13 protein-coding genes and 1 tRNA gene are annotated in these 16,665 nt (G+C 37.5%); 1 reads left to right on the forward strand and 13 read right to left on the reverse strand.

The window, feature by feature from the left end:
* Nucleotides 1–14 precede the first annotated feature (14 nt).
* The gene (truA, locus tag J3U00_RS04730; RefSeq protein WP_267331730.1) at nt 15–806 is read right to left on the reverse strand and encodes a tRNA pseudouridine(38-40) synthase TruA; all 792 of its coding nucleotides are present in this window, start codon (nt 804–806) and stop codon (nt 15–17) included.
* Nucleotides 793–1,800, reverse strand: coding sequence for an aspartate-semialdehyde dehydrogenase (locus tag J3U00_RS04735; RefSeq protein ID WP_220225772.1), 1,008 nt, complete (start codon nt 1,798–1,800; stop codon nt 793–795). The genes truA and J3U00_RS04735 overlap by 14 nt, the downstream gene beginning before the upstream one ends.
* Nucleotides 1,801–1,974: 174 nt before the next feature.
* Here J3U00_RS04735 and J3U00_RS04740 point away from each other — a divergent pair, with 174 nt between their 5' ends.
* Nucleotides 1,975–3,021, forward strand: a complete 1,047-nt coding sequence (locus J3U00_RS04740) for a LacI family DNA-binding transcriptional regulator (RefSeq protein ID WP_267331731.1) — start codon at nt 1,975–1,977, stop codon at nt 3,019–3,021.
* 25 nt (nt 3,022–3,046) lie between these two features.
* Here J3U00_RS04740 and truB read toward each other — a convergent pair whose 3' ends face one another.
* From truB to J3U00_RS04795, 11 genes are all read right to left on the reverse strand, one after another.
* A complete protein-coding gene (gene truB / locus J3U00_RS04745; RefSeq protein WP_267331732.1) occupies nt 3,047–3,937 on the reverse strand; it encodes a tRNA pseudouridine(55) synthase TruB in 891 nt (296 codons plus the stop codon).
* A gap of 64 nt (nt 3,938–4,001) precedes the next feature.
* Complete coding sequence (gene rbfA, locus J3U00_RS04750) at nt 4,002–4,379, reverse strand: 30S ribosome-binding factor RbfA (RefSeq protein WP_065733757.1); 378 nt, start codon at nt 4,377–4,379, stop codon at nt 4,002–4,004.
* A gap of 64 nt (nt 4,380–4,443) precedes the next feature.
* Nucleotides 4,444–7,092, reverse strand: coding sequence for a translation initiation factor IF-2 (infB, locus tag J3U00_RS04755; protein WP_065563379.1), 2,649 nt, complete (start codon nt 7,090–7,092; stop codon nt 4,444–4,446).
* Between the two features lie 17 nt (nt 7,093–7,109).
* Nucleotides 7,110–8,585 carry a transcription termination factor NusA gene (gene nusA, locus J3U00_RS04760; protein WP_267331733.1) on the reverse strand — a complete coding sequence of 492 codons (1,476 nt, stop codon included), beginning with the start codon at nt 8,583–8,585 and terminating at the stop codon, nt 7,110–7,112.
* Between the two features lie 16 nt (nt 8,586–8,601).
* Nucleotides 8,602–9,063 (reverse strand): ribosome maturation factor RimP, encoded by a 462-nt coding sequence (gene rimP, locus J3U00_RS04765; RefSeq protein WP_065563377.1) that lies wholly within the window; start codon nt 9,061–9,063, stop codon nt 8,602–8,604.
* 185 nt (nt 9,064–9,248) lie between these two features.
* Nucleotides 9,249–9,325 (reverse strand) — tRNA-Met (locus J3U00_RS04770).
* Nucleotides 9,326–9,543: 218 nt separating this feature from the next.
* Entirely contained in the window at nt 9,544–10,350 is an 807-nt protein-coding gene (trpA, locus tag J3U00_RS04775) for a tryptophan synthase subunit alpha (RefSeq protein WP_267331734.1), read from the reverse strand.
* Nucleotides 10,347–11,540: a tryptophan synthase subunit beta gene (gene trpB, locus J3U00_RS04780; RefSeq protein WP_065563375.1), complete on the reverse strand. Its 1,194-nt coding sequence runs from the start codon at nt 11,538–11,540 to the stop codon at nt 10,347–10,349. The genes trpA and trpB overlap by 4 nt, the downstream gene beginning before the upstream one ends.
* Nucleotides 11,541–11,563: 23 nt before the next feature.
* Complete coding sequence (gene trpCF / locus J3U00_RS04785) at nt 11,564–12,946, reverse strand: bifunctional indole-3-glycerol-phosphate synthase TrpC/phosphoribosylanthranilate isomerase TrpF (protein ID WP_324169890.1); 1,383 nt, start codon at nt 12,944–12,946, stop codon at nt 11,564–11,566.
* Between the two features lie 15 nt (nt 12,947–12,961).
* Nucleotides 12,962–14,593 carry a bifunctional anthranilate synthase glutamate amidotransferase component TrpG/anthranilate phosphoribosyltransferase TrpD gene (gene trpD / locus J3U00_RS04790; protein WP_267331735.1) on the reverse strand — a complete coding sequence of 544 codons (1,632 nt, stop codon included), beginning with the start codon at nt 14,591–14,593 and terminating at the stop codon, nt 12,962–12,964.
* Nucleotides 14,593–16,155: an anthranilate synthase component 1 gene (locus J3U00_RS04795; RefSeq protein ID WP_267331736.1), complete on the reverse strand. Its 1,563-nt coding sequence runs from the start codon at nt 16,153–16,155 to the stop codon at nt 14,593–14,595. The genes trpD and J3U00_RS04795 overlap by 1 nt, the downstream gene beginning before the upstream one ends.
* Between the last annotated feature and the right edge of the window lie 510 nt (nt 16,156–16,665).

A 16,665-nucleotide genomic window follows, 5' to 3' on the forward strand; every position in this document is an offset into this window, starting at 1 on the left:
TATAGCTAATTTGCTTACTTTATAAATAATGGCCCTAAAGCGCAATCAGGAATTTGATATTCTAATGGATAATCTACCTGAACCAAATATAAACCTTCAGGTTTCGCGGTTGCTGCAGCTTGAGTACGATCTTTCGCTTTTAATAGCTCATCAATCCACTGCGGTGGTTGATTACCTGCACCAACTTCTAACAAACTTCCGACAATATTGCGTACCATATGATGTACAAAGGCATTTGCTTTGATATCGACAATAACATATTCACCCTGTCTTGTAACTTGAATATGATGAATATTACGCCAGGGCGTTCGCGATTGACACTGCGCAGCTCTAAATGATGAGAAATCATTTTCACCTAATAAATATTGCCCCGCTTGGTGCATCAGTTCTTCATTTAATGGCAGATAATAATGCGTCACGCCTTTGGCCAAAATTGCTGGACGATAACGATGATTATAAATCAAATATCGGTAACGCCGAGCCGTTGCACTAAATCTAGCATGAAAACTGTCATCCACACTTTTTGACCACCGTACAGCGATATTGTCAGGAAGATGAGAGTTTACGCCCATTGTCCATGCTGCCTCACCGCGCTGAGCGTTGGTTTCAAAATGAATTACTTGCCCTGTGGCATGTACGCCAGCGTCGGTTCGTCCTGCACAAAATACGGCTATTGGCTCGTTAGCTATGACAGACAAAGCCGATTCTAATCTTTCTTGAATAGAGTCAACGTGCTGTTGTCGTTGCCAACCAAAATAGCTACTACCATCATATTCGATACCTAATGCAATTTTAGAGGTAGTCATTAATCAGGATCTCAAGTGTCTCGATTAACATTAGTCCACCTAAGTAACGGATATTATCTGCTACTGACCAAAATTGAATTTGTTCATAATTTCCATAGCTGTGTCGTAAATTAGCGAGTTTAATGGTTAAGTTCTTTTCACCTTCGGTATTGACTTCGGTTACTGGAGTTGGTAAATCTTCACTTTTTACTTCAACGCCAAATTCACTAAAACGAGCCATGTCTAGTTCAATGGGTAAGCTACTGGAAACATTCACCGCTTGAGCTAGTCCATAAAAGACCGGCACAATAACGGATTCAATTGAGATAGGTAAATCATAATTACTTATCACTTTACGAATTTGGTTAATTTGAGTGTGTTCACCTAAACTTTGGTGATCAGACTCATGCGAAAGCGGTAATAAGTTAAAGGCAAGTTGATTGTCAAATAGCTCGTTATCAACTGGCATTCCATTGAGTAATCTAGCGCTTTGTCCTGCTAGTTCATCCACACCTGGCTTGCCATATAATGATGAAGGAATAAAGCTGGTTAAATGGAGATTAGTCAGTAATTGAATATCGGTTAGTGATGCAACACAACGTAATAATTGAGATACGGTTGGGCTTGCAACAGCAATAATATTTTCATTGCGATATTCGGTTAATACGCTGTTATTTACTTTAGGTACAATTAATGGGATATGGTCTTGATCAGCAAAAAATCCGCTCGCATCAATAACGATACAGCCTGCTTGAGCAGCTGTTTGAGCATATTTTTCGCTAGTTTTAGTACCTGCAACAAAAAAGGCAAAATGGCATTGACTCCAATCCATTTGCTCGCTATCAATGACGGTTAAATTTTTACCGGCAAAACGAACTACTTCGCCAGCGCTGTTATCGCTACCGACTAAATAGAGATTTTCAATTTCAATAGTTTTTGAGTCATTTAATAACTCAATTAGCGCAGAACCTACTTGTCCTGTCGCACCAACAATGGCGATATTCCATGCAGACATATGATAAACCCGAATTAAAGTATTTAATGGCAATTATACCACTTTATTGTTAAAGATTTTGGAAAAAAGATATTTTCTAAATTTTGGAATCTTGCTCGAAAAATTGAATTTTAGTTGATTACAATTTTAATAATCCTCGTTAAAGTAATTTTATATTTAACTAAATTTATAATTATGGCGAAGATCTCATTATCGATGATAGCGAAAGAGGCAAAGGTTTCAATCGCATCTGTATCAAGAGTATTAAGAACACCCAACCTAACATCTCCACAAACTCAATTTCTGGTTTATCAGGCGATGAAGGCTTTAAATGTTGATCTATCAAAAAATTTAAAAGATTATCAACCCGTTCATGAAAGCAATAAAATTTTAGTTGTTGATAATCAGCTTATCTCTAAAAGCTTAATCAATTTTGGTATTGAGCAAGTTTTACATGAAGCTGGGTTTCAACTGTTTTATTTACAATTTCCTTATAAGGTTAAAAATGATCTCTATTATTTAATTCAATATATTAAGCAAAATTGTTTTATTGGCATTATCATTATAAATCAAGCTCCATACCTTACCCAGCTATATAGTTATAAAAATTCATTACCACCAATTGTATTTGTTAATCATTTTAAGAAGAATTTTACCTGTGTTCATTTCGATCATCTGACAATTGGATATCAAACCACTCAGCATTTAATTGAGCAGGGGCATAATAAGATCGCAATTTTTATTAATAGCGATAAAAATACTAACTCCTCATTTTTCTTGCAAGGCTATCAACAGGCTTTTCAACGAATCAATATGCCGATCGATAGTGATTATGTCATTCAAGGTTGCCTTACGTATGAACATGGGCGAGATGCCATTAAGACACTACTTCAAAGCAATAAGCCGCCGACAGCCGTTATTTTTGAGGATTTGAGTAGTCTCTCTTGTTATGATTGCTATCATACGCAAAATTATTTATCGAATTATCGTTCACTTTTTGGCGCATTACACCAAGTCAAAAAGAGCCAATCACAATTACAACATCCGCTTGCAATTACTTATATTAGCCATACCAATGATCTTCAATATAATGAATTAGATCAATTGAGTAGAGTCAATAAGCCTTTATACAAAATGGGATGTAAATCAGCACAATTGTTATGTGATCTTCTTGAACATAATATGACATCATTATCACAATGCCATACTATTGATACCGAAATGTTTTTTACTAATTGCTAATATTTTAAATTGATTAACGATTTAATTAGGATGTTGAAATTAATCTTTTAGGTGACAATTTATTAAGGATTTGAGTTCCTGCACCAATAAATTGTTGGCCTTGATAAATTCTTACTAATGTTTCAACACTTACACTGTTTTCAACAATTACGGTTCTACCTAATAAAATGTCTTTACCTTGGCTTTCACTTAATACCACTTTAGGGCGGTCTTGTAGTGGGCTATCGACTGGCATAAGCATTGGTTCATTTTGCAATTCATCTAGGGTGATCATATTATCGATAGGATAATTTGATACTTGTAGACGTCTTAAATAAATTACATGTGCCCCACAGCCAAGTAATTCACCTAAATCATCAATAATGGTACGAATATAAGTCCCTTTTGAACAATGGATTTCTAAGGTTAATTCGTGCTTAGTTGAATCGTATTGGATAAACTGGTTTTCATAAATTGTAATGGGCCTAGCTTCTCGCTCTATAACAATACCTTGGCGAGCATATTCATAAAGTGGTTTGCCTTGATATTTTAAAGCCGAAAACATGGTTGGAACTTGTAAAATATCACCGCGAAAATGAGTTAATGCTTCTTCGATTTGTGATTGAGTAATATTAACCGATCTAGTTGAAATTATTTGACCATCCGCATCAGACGTGTCAGTACGCTCACCCAATTTGGCGATCACGCGATAGCGTTTGTCAGAATCTAACAAGTATTGTGAAAATTTCGTCGCTTCACCAAAACAGATAGGTAACATTCCAGTGGCTAATGGATCTAGCGCGCCAGTATGCCCTGCTTTTTTTGCGTTGAATAATCTTTTCACTTTTTGTAAGGCATCATTTGATGTCATGCCTTGTGGTTTGTCTAATAACAAAACGCCGTGAACATCACGGCGAGTTTTTTTTATATTCATCATCGATATTTTATTTGAAACGGATCACACTCCTCAATATTTTTTACAATATTGAGCAATTTTATTATTAATCTTTATGACGTTCGTTATCTTGTTTAATAACATCAGATACTAGAGTAGACATCTGCATACCTTTAACAAGTGATTCATCATAAAAGAATTTAATTTCAGGAATAATTCGTAAACGCATTGCTTTACCAATGAGTGTTCGAATATACCCTTTAGCATCATTTAAGACAGTCAATCCTTGCTCGATAACTTGTGGATCATCATCGTTTAAAAACGTTACAAACACTTTTGCATAAGAGAGATCACGTGAAATATCTACACCCGAAACCGTTACCATGCCTAAACGTGGATCTTTGATTTCACGCTGTAAAATAATCGCAATCTCTTTTTGTAATTCGTGTCCGACCCGAGACGATCGATTAAATGCTTTTGCCATATCTATTTTCCTTAAAATGTGAATAAGCAAGGTTTATAAAAACCTTGCTTATTTAGCGTATTAACTAAATAGTACGCTGGATTTCGACAGTTTCAAAGACTTCGATAGTATCGCCAACGCGAACATCATTGTAGTTACGAACACCAATACCACACTCCATGCCGTTACGAACTTCGTTAACGTCATCTTTGAAGCGTCGTAATGATTCAAGTTCGCCTTCATAGATAACCACGTTATCACGTAATACACGAATTGGGTTATGACGTTTAACTACGCCTTCAGTTACCATACAACCAGCGATTGCACCAAATTTAGGTGATTTAAATACATCACGCACTTCAGCAAGACCAATAATCTCTTGCTTGTATTCTGGAGCAAGCATACCGCTCATGGCTTGTTTAACTTCATCAATTAAGTCATAAATAACTGAATAGTAACGTAAATCTAAGTTTTCAGCTTCAACAACTTTACGCGCTGAAGCATCGGCACGAACATTAAAACCAAGGATAATAGCATTAGATGCTGCTGCAAGTGATGCATCAGTTTCGGTGATACCACCTACGCCTGAACCAATGATTTTAACTTTAACTTCATCTGTTGATAGTTTTAGTAATGAATCAGAAATTGCTTCAACCGAACCTTGTACGTCAGCTTTAAGGACGATATTAAGTTCAGATACGTCACCTTCAGTCATGTTAGTAAACATGTTTTCAAGTTTCGCTTTTTGTTGACGTGCAAGTTTAACATCACGGAATTTACCTTGACGATATAAGGCAACTTCACGTGCTTTCTTTTCATCACGTACAACTGTTGCTTCATCACCTGCTGACGGTACACCTGAAAGACCTAAAATCTCAACCGGAATTGATGGGCCCGCTTCGGTAACTTCTTTACCTAATTCGTTGCGCATTGCACGAATACGACCATATTCAAATCCACATAATACGATATCACCTTTACGTAAGGTACCTGATTGAACAAGTACTGTAGCAACAGAACCACGACCTTTATCAAGGAATGATTCGATAACGACACCGCTAGCCATACCTGATTCATAAGCAGTAAGTTCAAGTACTTCTGCTTGTAATAAAATCGCTTCAAGTAGTTGGTCAATCCCCGTACCAGCTTTTGCTGAAACATGAACGAACTGAGTATCACCACCCCAATCTTCTGACATCACGCCATATTGAGCAAGTTCACCTTTGACACGTTCCGGATCGGCTTCTGGCTTATCAATTTTGTTTACTGCAACAACGATTGGTACATTTGCCGCTTTCGCATGTTGAATCGCCTCAATAGTTTGTGGCATCACACCATCATCAGCTGCAACAACTAATACCACGATGTCAGTTGCTTTAGCACCACGAGCACGCATTGATGTAAATGCAGCATGGCCTGGAGTATCTAAGAATGTGATTTCTCCGCTTGAGGTTTTAACATGGTAAGCACCGATGTGCTGAGTAATACCACCAGCTTCGCCTGAAGCAACTTTTGCTTTACGAATATAGTCAAGTAGTGAGGTTTTACCATGGTCAACATGGCCCATGATAGTCACAACAGGTGCGCGAGAAACTTTTTCTGCACCAGTATCACGGTCGCTCATTAGTGATTCTTCAAGTTCGTTTTCACGACGAAGTACCACTTTGTGTCCCATTTCTTCAGCAACAAGTTGAGCGGTTTCTTGGTCAATAACCTGATTGATGGTTGCCATTGCACCCATTTTCATCATAGTTTTGATTACTTCTGAACCTTTTACTGCCATTTTGTTAGCAAGTTCGGCAACAGTGATGGTTTCACCAATAACCACATCGCGGTTAATTGCTTGTACTGGTTTAGTAAAGCTTTGTTGTAAAGTACTTTTGCCTTTCTTCTTGTGGCTACTACGCGTTACAGCACGCGCTTCTTCACGTTCTGCTTTACCTTCTGATAATTTGCTCGATTTTTTCTGTTTAGTCTGTTTACTACCGCGTCCACGACCACGACCACCTTCAACTTCACGGTCGGTATCATCTTCAGCTGCACGAGCATATTTAGATGTAGTGACATGATAGTCATCATCATCACTGTTATCTGTTTCGTCACTATCGCTATATTGTTCAGCAAGTTTGCGCGCTTCTTCCGCCATGCGTTTGGCTTCTTCTTCAAGTTTACGACGGTTTTCTTCTTCCGCTTTACGCTTGATTTCGTTTGCTTCAGCTTCTAAGCGAGCTTTTTCTTCTTGCGCTTTTTTCACTTTTGGATCAGCTGCTTGTTCTTGAGCAACTTTCGCTTTTTCTTCTTGATTGCGTTTTTTAGCTTCGGCTTCTTCGCGTTTCTTCTGTTCTTGAGCCTCTTGTTTAGCTTTTTCTTCAGCCTCTTTACGTGCTTTCAATTCAGCTTCTTGTTTCGCTTTTTGTTCCGCTTCAAGACGCGCTTTTTCTAATTCAGCAGGATCTTGTTTTACGATAGTGCGTTTTTTACGAACTTCAACTTTGATTTCTTTACTTTTGCCACCACCGCTTGACACATTTAGTGTTGAATGTGTTTTACGTTGTAAAGTTAATTTTGTTGGGCCTTGCTGAGGTTTTAAATGCGCAAGCAAAGCTTCTTTTTCCTTTTGAGTAACAGTATCTGATGCAGTCTTTTTCATTCCGGCATCAGCAAACTGTTGCAAAAGTGTTTGCACTGGTGTATTTATTTCTTGAGCCAGTGTTTCGATTGATACTTTGGTCATGTATAACTTTCCCTCAATTATTCATTTGCAAACCAACAAATATTACGGGCAGCCATAATAAAATCGCCAGCTTGTTTGCTTGTTAAACCTTCAATGTCTGTAAGATCATCTGTACCTTGTTCAGCTAAATCTTCTAGAGTCACAATATCTTGTTGTGCTAATTGATAGGCTAATTCTTGTGTCATACCTGGTAGATCTAATAGATCTTGTGCAGGTCGTTTATCACCACTGTGAGCAAGTGCGATAGTCGTTAAGGCATCTTTTGCTCGATTTCTTAATGCATCAACCAGTTCTTCATCAAGTTCTTCAATTTCAAGTAACTCATCTACTGGTACATAAGCAAGCTCTTCAAGTGAAGTAAATCCTTCTTCAACTAAAAGTTGCGCAAGATCTTCTTCAATATCTAAATGTTTCATTAGGTTATTGATTGCTGCGAAAGATTCTGCTTGGTGTTTTTCTTGAAGATCTTCAGTACTCATGACGTTTAACGTCCAACCAGTAAGTTGTGATGCTAAACGGATATTTTGTCCATTACGGCCGATAGCTTGCGGTAAGGTATCTGCATTAACGGCAACATCCATAGTGTGTTTGTCTTCATCAACTACGATAGATACTACATCGGCTGGTGCCATAGCATTAATAACATATTGAGCTGGGTTATCATCCCATAAAACAATATCAATACGTTCACCACCAAATTCATTCGAAACAGCTTGAACGCGAGCACCTCGCATACCGACACATGCACCAACAGGGTCAATACGGCGGTCATTACTGCTAACAGCAATTTTAGCGCGAGAACCTGGATCACGAGCAACACCTTTGATGTCGATCATCTCTTCGCCAATTTCAGGTACTTCTATACGGAATAGTTCTTCCATCATTTCAGGATTTGAACGACTAACACAGAGTTGTGCTGGTTTATTATCTTGTTCTACAAGATATAAAATACCTCGAACACGGTCACCAATTCGGAAGTTTTCACGTGGTAACATATCATGGCGAGACATCATTGCATCAGCGTTATTACCTAAATCAAGGATAACACTATCACGGTTGGTCTTTTTAACAATACCCGTTACGATATCACCAATTCGGTTTCTAAACATGTCAATAACCATAGCACGCTCAGCTTCGCGTACTTTTTGAACGATGACTTGTTTAGCTGTTTGTGTTGTAATGCGGTCGAATGCGACTGATTCAATTTGTTCTTCAACATAGTCACCTACTTTTACATTAGGATCTTCAAATTGAGCTGCTTCCAATGTGATTTCTTTAGTAGGTTGAGACACTTCATTAACCACTAACCAACGGCGGAACGTATCATAATCACCCGTTTTGTGGTCAATTTTTACGACAACATCTATATCAACAGTATGTTTCTTTTTAGTGGCCGTTGCTAACGCGGTTTCTAGCGCTTCGAAAATTTTGTCACGTGTAAGTGCCTTTTCATTAGATACCGCTTCAACAACAGCTAAAATTTCTTTATTCATCCTTTACACCCGTACTCTATTTAAGGTTAAAATTAGGTACAATGTTCGCTTTTTGTATATTACTAAAAGCAAACACTTCATCATTTTCATCCACGATTAATGTAATCATTTCATTATCAATGGATTTAATCTTTCCTTTCCACTTGCGGCGATTGGCAACAGGAATACGCAAACTTATTGTGACTTCTTCACCAATAAAACGTTGGTAATGTTCAAGCGTAAACAAAGGTCGATCCATACCTGGTGAGGAGACCTCGAGATTGTAAGCATCTTTAATTGGGTCTTCTACATCAAGTACCGCACTAATTTGTCGACTAACATCAGCACAATCATCAACGGTAATACCATTTTCACTATCAATATATACGCGCAAAACTGGGTAACGACCACGAATGTATTCAACCCCAACTAGCTCAAAGCCAAGTGCATTAACAGGCTCTTGGATGATTTCGGTCAATTGCTGTTCTAAATTAGCCAAACAAACCTCCACTGCAGAAAATAAAAAAGGGCATAAAGCCCAACATTCCTTTTAAACTAACGTTTAAATCATATAAAAAAACCCCGACAAGCGAGGCTACATATAAAACATAATATAATGAAGCCACTTGATTCGAACTTTCAGACAATAAAAATAGGATAGATTAATATGAATGAAAATTTAAGTGGTTGCGGGGGCTGGATTTGAACCAACGACCTTCGGGTTATGAGCCCGACGAGCTACCAAGCTGCTCCACCCCGCGATAGATGGCTGAAGATTATACTGTATTTTGTAAAAATTGCAACCCAAAATCATATCAGAATTCACAAAAAGCTTAAAGTTATTGAAACTAAGGGGCTATGATTTTTAACTGGTGAACAATTATGATTAATCTATAGTTAGGTTTTATATATGTATAATTATTCGTTTTTCAAGTGAATTAATCCGCCTAATATTCAGCGGATTAATCATTGGTTAATGTTACTTTTGCGTTGCTGCTTTCATGGTTTTAACGAAAGTTGTTAATTCACTCAGCATTTTGTCCGGATTATTAAGTTTGTTTTCAATGATTTTAACCGTTGCCGATCCAGCAATAGCTCCCGCTGCACCCGATTTAATTGCTTCACTAACTTGAGCGGGTTCTGAAATACCAAAACCTTGAATTGCTGGTGGTGCTTTAAATTCAGTTAGTTTTTCGAGTAAATGAGTGAGTGGTTTATTAGCACGGTTTTCTGTACCGGTTACTCCTGCTCGTGATACTAAGTAAGTATAACCTTTGCCTCGTTTAGCAATATTTTTAATCACTTCATCGTCCGCATTAGGTGGACAGATAAATATTGGTGCGATGCTGTGTTTTTCAGCAGCACCCGTAAACTCTTCAGCATACTCTACAGGTAAATCAGCAATTAATACTGAATCTACCCCTGCTTTAGCGCACTTCGCATAGAAGTTATCAATACCATTTTTAAATACTAAATTGGCATAGATTAATAATCCAACTGGAATATCAGGATTGTTTTCGCGGATTTTGGTTAAGATTTCGAAGCATTTTGCAACGGTTATGCCACCATTAAAAGCACGAATATTAGCATTTTGTATAGTTGGACCATCTGCCATTGGGTCAGAAAAAGGAATGCCTAGTTCTAACGCATCAGCCCCTGCATCAATCATTGTTTGAATAATTTGATAGGAAAGCTGTGGATTAGGATCACCAACTGGAACAAAAGGAACAAATGCACCTCGTTTTTCGACTGTTAAGCGGTCAAACAGTTTTTGATAACGGCTCATTCTATTTCTCCTTTTGCTTTTAATACATCGTAAACCGTAAAAATATCTTTATCGCCACGACCTGATAAATTGACAATTAATAGTTGCTCTTTGTTTGGATTTTCTTTAATCATCTTAAGTGCATAGGCTAAGGCATGAGATGACTCTAAAGCCGGAATAATTCCTTCATTGCGTGATAAGGCCTGAAACGCTTCAAGCGCTTCATCATCAGTGATAGAGACATAATCTGCCCGACCAATACTATCTAAATAAGCGTGTTGAGGTCCAACAGCTGGAAAATCAAGGCCTGCAGAAATCGAATAAGACTCTTCAATTTGGCCTTCTTCGGTTTGCATCATTGGGGCTTTCATACCGAAGTAAATACCGAGTTTACCATGTTTAAGTGATGCACCATGTTCGCCACTTTCGATGCCATGGCCTCCTGGTTCAACCCCAATTAATTTTACTGACTTATCATCAATAAAATTAGCAAACATCCCAATTGCGTTTGAACCGCCACCAACACAAGCGATGACAGCATCAGGTAATCGACCCTCTTTTTCCAAAATTTGTTGTTTCGCTTCACGGCTAATTATTTGTTGGAATTCACGCACTATGGTTGGGAATGGGTGCGGTCCAGCAGCGGTACCTAACATATAGTGAGCGGTTTCGTAACTACCAGACCAATCTCGCAATGCTTCATTACAAGCATCTTTTAAGGTTGCAGAGCCGGTTTCAACCGGAATAACTGTTGCCCCCATGAGTCGCATTCTAAATACGTTCGGAGCTTGGCGTTTAACATCTTTAGCCCCCATATATATTCGGCATTTTAAACCCAATAATGCACACGCCAATGCTGAAGCAACGCCATGCTGACCTGCGCCAGTTTCGGCAATAATTTCAGTTTTACCCATTCTTTTAGCGAGTAATGCTTGGCCTAATACTTGATTAGTTTTATGCGCACCACCGTGAACTAAATCTTCACGTTTTAGATATAGTTTTGTTTTGGTCCCTGCGGTAAGATTTTTACATAGTGTTAATGCTGTCGGGCGACCAGCGTAGTTAACCAAAAGATCGTTAAATTCTTTTTGAAAACTTGGATCGTGTATCGCCGATATAAAAGCATCCTCAAGTTGTTCAAGCACAGGCATCAATATTTGTGGCACATATTGACCACCAAATTTGCCAAAATAAGGATTTAATTTAGACATAACCATTCCTTTAATGTAATCAGTTAAATTTGTTCAAATACTAATTTGATTTTTTGTTTATCTTTAATTCCTGGTGAAACTTCAACGCCCGAATTAAGGTCAACACCAATAACATCGGTAGTGAGCGCCTCACTCACATTTTGCGGATTAATACCACCAGCCAAAATGACATTACTTAAATCTTTGTCACGTAAAAGTGACCAATCAAAACTTTTACCTGTTCCACCAGCACCATTATCAAATATGTAACGTGATACTAGTGGGTTATCATGATTTGGGATGTTATCGCTAATACTTAACGCTTTCCAGATCTGACAGGTTGAGGGTAATTTTTGGCGAAGTGTTTTGATATAGTTATCATCCTCATGACCATGCAATTGCACTGCATAAAGAGATAGTTGTTTAGCTATTTCGCATACTTCATCTATATCACTATCTTTAAAAACACCAACCCAATTCAAGGGTGCTGATGCGATAACACTACGCGCTTTAGTCGGTGTTATATATCTTGGTGATTTAGGCACAAAAATTAATCCACCATAAACCGCACCAGCTTGGTAGACGGTTATTGCATCCTGTGGTTGGGTTAAGCCACAAACTTTATTTTCACCTAGCATTACTTTACGGATAGCTAAGGTTAAGTTTGGCTCAGACATAAGTGCACTACCAATTAAAAAACCGTTAGCATAATGGCTAAGATCTTTAACTTGATTGTGCGTATAAATACCTGATTCACTAATAATGATTCGATCATCAGGGATTGTTTTTGATAAAGTTTTTACCCGATTGAGATCAACCGACAGATCGCGTAAATTACGGTTATTAATACCAATCACTTTAGCGCCAAGTTTGATAGCTCGTTCAACTTCTTGTTCGGTACTAGCTTCCGTCAGTACCCCCATATTAAGTTGGTGAGCAACTTGGCTTAAGTGGCGATATTCATCATCATTGACTACCGATAACATTAACAAGATGGCATCAGCCTGATAATAACGTGCTAAGTAAATCTGATATTCATCGATAATAAAGTCTTTGCAAAGTACGGGTTGGGTGACTTCATTACGTACTATTGGTAAAAACTCAAAACGACCTTGAAAGTATTTTTCGTCAGTTAAAACTGAGATTGCCGAAGCATAATCTTTGTAAACTTTGGCTATACTTGCTGGGTCAAAATCATCTCGAATTAATCCCTTGGATGGCGATGCTCTTTTACATTCTAAAATAAATACCGTTTTCGGTTGATTTAACGCTTGGTAAAAATCACGATCACTAGGTACAACTTTATTTTTAAAATTAGCCAGTGGATTTTTAATTTGTTGCTCGGCAAGCCATAGCTGTTTATCTTCAATGATCTTTTTTAAGACCGTTGCCATTTCAACATTTTCAGTTAATGCTGCAATTGCCATCTTATTCTCCACTCATTATCTTGCTGCTAACTTTTGTAATAGTTCATAAGCTTTACCGCTACGCATTAATTCTATTGCACGCTTAGCATTTTGTTTTAAGTCTGGTTCACCAAATAGGCTAATTAACATCGCCACATTTGCAGCAATAGCTGCTTCATGCGCTGGTTTACCATGTCCTTGTAAAATCGCTAACAATAAATCACGATTCATTTCTGGTGTTCCACCTTCAATATCTTTCAAAGTATATTGCTGTAGACCAAAATCTTCTGGTGTCAAAGTAAAATAGCGAATTTCGCCATTTTTTACTTCGGCAACTTGAGTTTCGCCATGAATAGCGACTTCATCCATCCCTGAGCCATGTACCACATAAGCATGGGTATAGTTTAACATTTTTAATGTTTCTGCAATCGGTCTTATCAAGTCAGGATGATAAACACCAAGTAAAATACGTTTTGGTCGTGATGGATTAATCAACGGTCCAAGAACATTAAAAATTGTTCGTGTTTTAAGTTGCTGACGTACTGGTGCAGCATGGCGGAATCCTGAGTGATATTGCTGAGCAAACAAGAAACACACACCTAATTCATCAAGCGCTTTTCGAGATGCTTCCGCTGACATGTTTAGTTTAATACCTAAAGCGGATAAAACATCTGATGATCCTGATTTGCTCGACACACCACGGTTACCATGCTTAGCAACTTTATACCCTAATGCCGCAGTAACAAAAGCACTGGCCGTGGAGATATTGATGCTGTTAGTTCCATCTCCACCAGTCCCAACGATGTCGGTAAAATCATAATCAGGCACTTCAAATGGATCAGCATTTTCAAGTAAGGCCTGAGCTGCTCCGGCAATTTCATCAGGTTTTTCACCCCGAACTTTCATACTAATGATAGCGGTTGCTAGTACCGTTGGTTCTATTTTACCTTGAATAATTAAATTAAACAGTATTTTACTCTCTTCTTGAGACAATACTTGCCCTAAGTACAATTTATTTAAAATCGGTTGAATATTGTATTCTTGCTTATCAACAATGGCTTCTTGTTTTGCTTCTGGCTGTTTTTGTGGTGGATTCAGTGCCCATTCAATGGTTTGTTCTAATAATTTTACCCCTTGAATCGTTAAAATTGATTCAGGATGAAATTGAAAACCGCAAACCCGATCTTGGTCATTACGTACTGCCATAACGATGTTATTACACATGGCATTGACGGTTAATGTTTTCGGTATGTTTTCACCTTTTAATGAGTGATAGCGCGCAACCGGTAATGGATTGGGTAAGTCTTTAAACATCGCTTGCCCATCATGTTCAATTAATGAAGCTTTTCCATGTAAAATATCGCCCGCAGGGACAATCATACCACCATAAGATTCAACAATCGCTTGATGTCCAAGACAGATACCAATGATCGGTAATTTACCTTTTAAACGTTTAAGTAATTCAGGCATTGAACCTGCTTCACTAGGTGCTCCAGGTCCTGGTGATAACATTAGGATAGGATTTTGCATTTGTGATAATTTTTCGATGATCACATCAGCTGGAATTGTGTTGCGATAAATTGTCACGTTATGTTGATTGTGACGTAACTGATCGACTAAGTTATAAGTAAACGAATCAACGTTATCAAGAAATAAGATATTAGCCATTAGAATACACCTTCTACATTATGTGCTGCCATAATCGCGCGAACAACAGCACGTGCTTTGTTACGTGATTCATCCGATTCTGCTTGTGGTTCTGAATCTAAAACCACGCCACATCCAGCTTGTACGGTTGCAACACCATCTTCCACATAAGCACTGCGAATAACGATACAAGTATCAAGATCACCATTGGCAGTAAAATATCCAACTGCCCCACCATAACTACCCCGTTTTATTTTTTCCGATTCGGCAATTAACTGCATTGCCCTAACTTTTGGCGCTCCAGTTAATGTTCCCATGTTCATGGTAGCTTGATAAGCATGTAGTGCATCAAGATCTTGACGTAGTTGACCAACAATTCTTGAAACTAAATGCATAACGTAAGAATAACGATCAACTTTTAATAGCTCTTTGGTATATCGCGTCCCTGGCTGGCAAATTCGAGCTAAATCATTTCGTGCTAAATCGACCAACATTAAATGTTCAGCTAACTCTTTTTTATCGGTGCGCATTTCCAACTCTAATCGACTATCCAAATCGTAATCAATCTCGCCATTAGTGTTTAAACCACGTGGGCGAGTACCAGCAATTGGATAAATTTCAACTTGATTATTGGCTTTATTATATTTGAGTGCACTTTCAGGTGAGGCACCAAATAAAACAAAATCCTCGTCTTGCATATAAAACATATAAGGGCTTGGATTATTATTTTTTAAGACTTGATATGCAGATAATGGTTGAGGACAAGGTAATGAAAAACGTCTAGATGGAACAGCTTGGAAGATTTCACCTTGTTGAATCGCATCTTGCATTTTCTTAACAATGGTATTGAAATCATCATCACTCTTATTACAAGCAACATCCATTTCAGCCAACGATTGCCTTTTAATTGTGCTCATTGGTTGATTGAGTTTATTTTGTAATTCATCTAATCGTTGATTTAAGCGTGTAACTTCATCAGGACAAGAAGTAAAGGCCGTTGCTTTTAATAATGAAACGCGATCTTTGTGATTAATTTCCAATAAAGTTTCAGCTAAATAAAAACGAAAATCTTGGCAACGTTGTTCAGTTGGTAATATTGGTAAATGTTCAAAATTTGTCACTAAATCATACGCAAATAATCCACCAACAAAAACGGCATCTGAACTCGCTTTTTCGGGAATATTAACGATATTTAATAATGTTCTTAATGCATCAAAAATCGATAATGACTTTAAGCGAGAATCTTCATCTTGCAAACCATCAATGGGTGGAAACTCTAACTTAAGATTATGTTCATCTATTTTTGTTTTAGTGACGTTATCAGGAAATGCTTGCTCTAACAAAGGTAATAATTTTTGCCCGTTGCTGGTTAAAGCTTGAAAAGTCACTTCGTTGTTTAGGGCCGAAATAGTTAAAGCGCTATCAATGATCATTACGCTTTTAATCCCCTGTTTATTATCAATTTCGGCAGATTCAAGCAACAATGTTGCCGGTTTATTATCACAAAGTTGATAAAATACCTGAGTCGGATCCTGATAATAACCAATGGTTTTGATTATTTGTGTTAATGTAGGCTTATTCATTGTTGACTCTCTTTATATAAAATTATTTTTTATCTTTTTTTAAACTAAAAAACCCGCATTTAGCGGGTCTTGTGAAAAAAGGACATCATCACATCACCCGCAGAAAGTGATGCGCCACCAACTCAAAACAGTAGTTTTTTTATAGTGAGTTATAGGATTTTGATGATTTATCATTATTATATCTGCTTAAAAAAGATGTTGTACTATTAAACTAGTTCATTAGTGTGTTGTCAAGCGAATATTTTATATTCAATAAATAAAATTAGCCTTTATAAAAAATAGGTTTATTTAGACTCATTTTTTAAATTAATGACATTGATGATTGAACGATTTTAACCTATATGATTTCAGACCAGCGAATAAAGCAGTGCTCAATAACTTAATGATGAAATTAAAATCGAGGAGCTAGGTTGATCTTTTCAAGATAATTTTCTACGTTGCCGTATTTAACAAATGATCTATTAGGTTGTTTTGATTTCACATGGTTAAAAACTAATAGTTTGTCAAATA

The sequence above is a fragment of the Gilliamella sp. B3127 genome (assembly GCF_026536935.1).
Taxonomy (GTDB): Bacteria; Pseudomonadota; Gammaproteobacteria; order Enterobacterales; family Orbaceae; genus Gilliamella; species Gilliamella apicola_E.

Bases quoted from the DNA above. Each gene is read 5' to 3' on its own strand.
- truA (WP_267331730.1), bottom strand. From the start codon at position 806: ATGACTACCTCTAAAATTGCATTAGGTATCGAATATGATGGTAGTAGC.
- J3U00_RS04735 (WP_220225772.1), bottom strand. From the start codon at position 1,800: ATGTCTGCATGGAATATCGCCATTGTTGGTGCGACAGGACAAGTAGGT.
- J3U00_RS04740 (WP_267331731.1), top strand. From the start codon at position 1,975: ATGGCGAAGATCTCATTATCGATGATAGCGAAAGAGGCAAAGGTTTCA.
- truB (WP_267331732.1), bottom strand. From the start codon at position 3,937: ATGATGAATATAAAAAAAACTCGCCGTGATGTTCACGGCGTTTTGTTA.
- rbfA (WP_065733757.1), bottom strand. From the start codon at position 4,379: ATGGCAAAAGCATTTAATCGATCGTCTCGGGTCGGACACGAATTACAA.
- infB (WP_065563379.1), bottom strand. From the start codon at position 7,092: ATGACCAAAGTATCAATCGAAACACTGGCTCAAGAAATAAATACACCA.
- nusA (WP_267331733.1), bottom strand. From the start codon at position 8,585: ATGAATAAAGAAATTTTAGCTGTTGTTGAAGCGGTATCTAATGAAAAG.
- trpA (WP_267331734.1), bottom strand. From the start codon at position 10,350: ATGAGCCGTTATCAAAAACTGTTTGACCGCTTAACAGTCGAAAAACGA.
- trpB (WP_065563375.1), bottom strand. From the start codon at position 11,540: ATGTCTAAATTAAATCCTTATTTTGGCAAATTTGGTGGTCAATATGTG.
- trpCF (WP_324169890.1), bottom strand. From the start codon at position 12,946: ATGGCAATTGCAGCATTAACTGAAAATGTTGAAATGGCAACGGTCTTA.
- trpD (WP_267331735.1), bottom strand. From the start codon at position 14,593: ATGGCTAATATCTTATTTCTTGATAACGTTGATTCGTTTACTTATAAC.
- J3U00_RS04795 (WP_267331736.1), bottom strand. From the start codon at position 16,155: ATGAATAAGCCTACATTAACACAAATAATCAAAACCATTGGTTATTAT.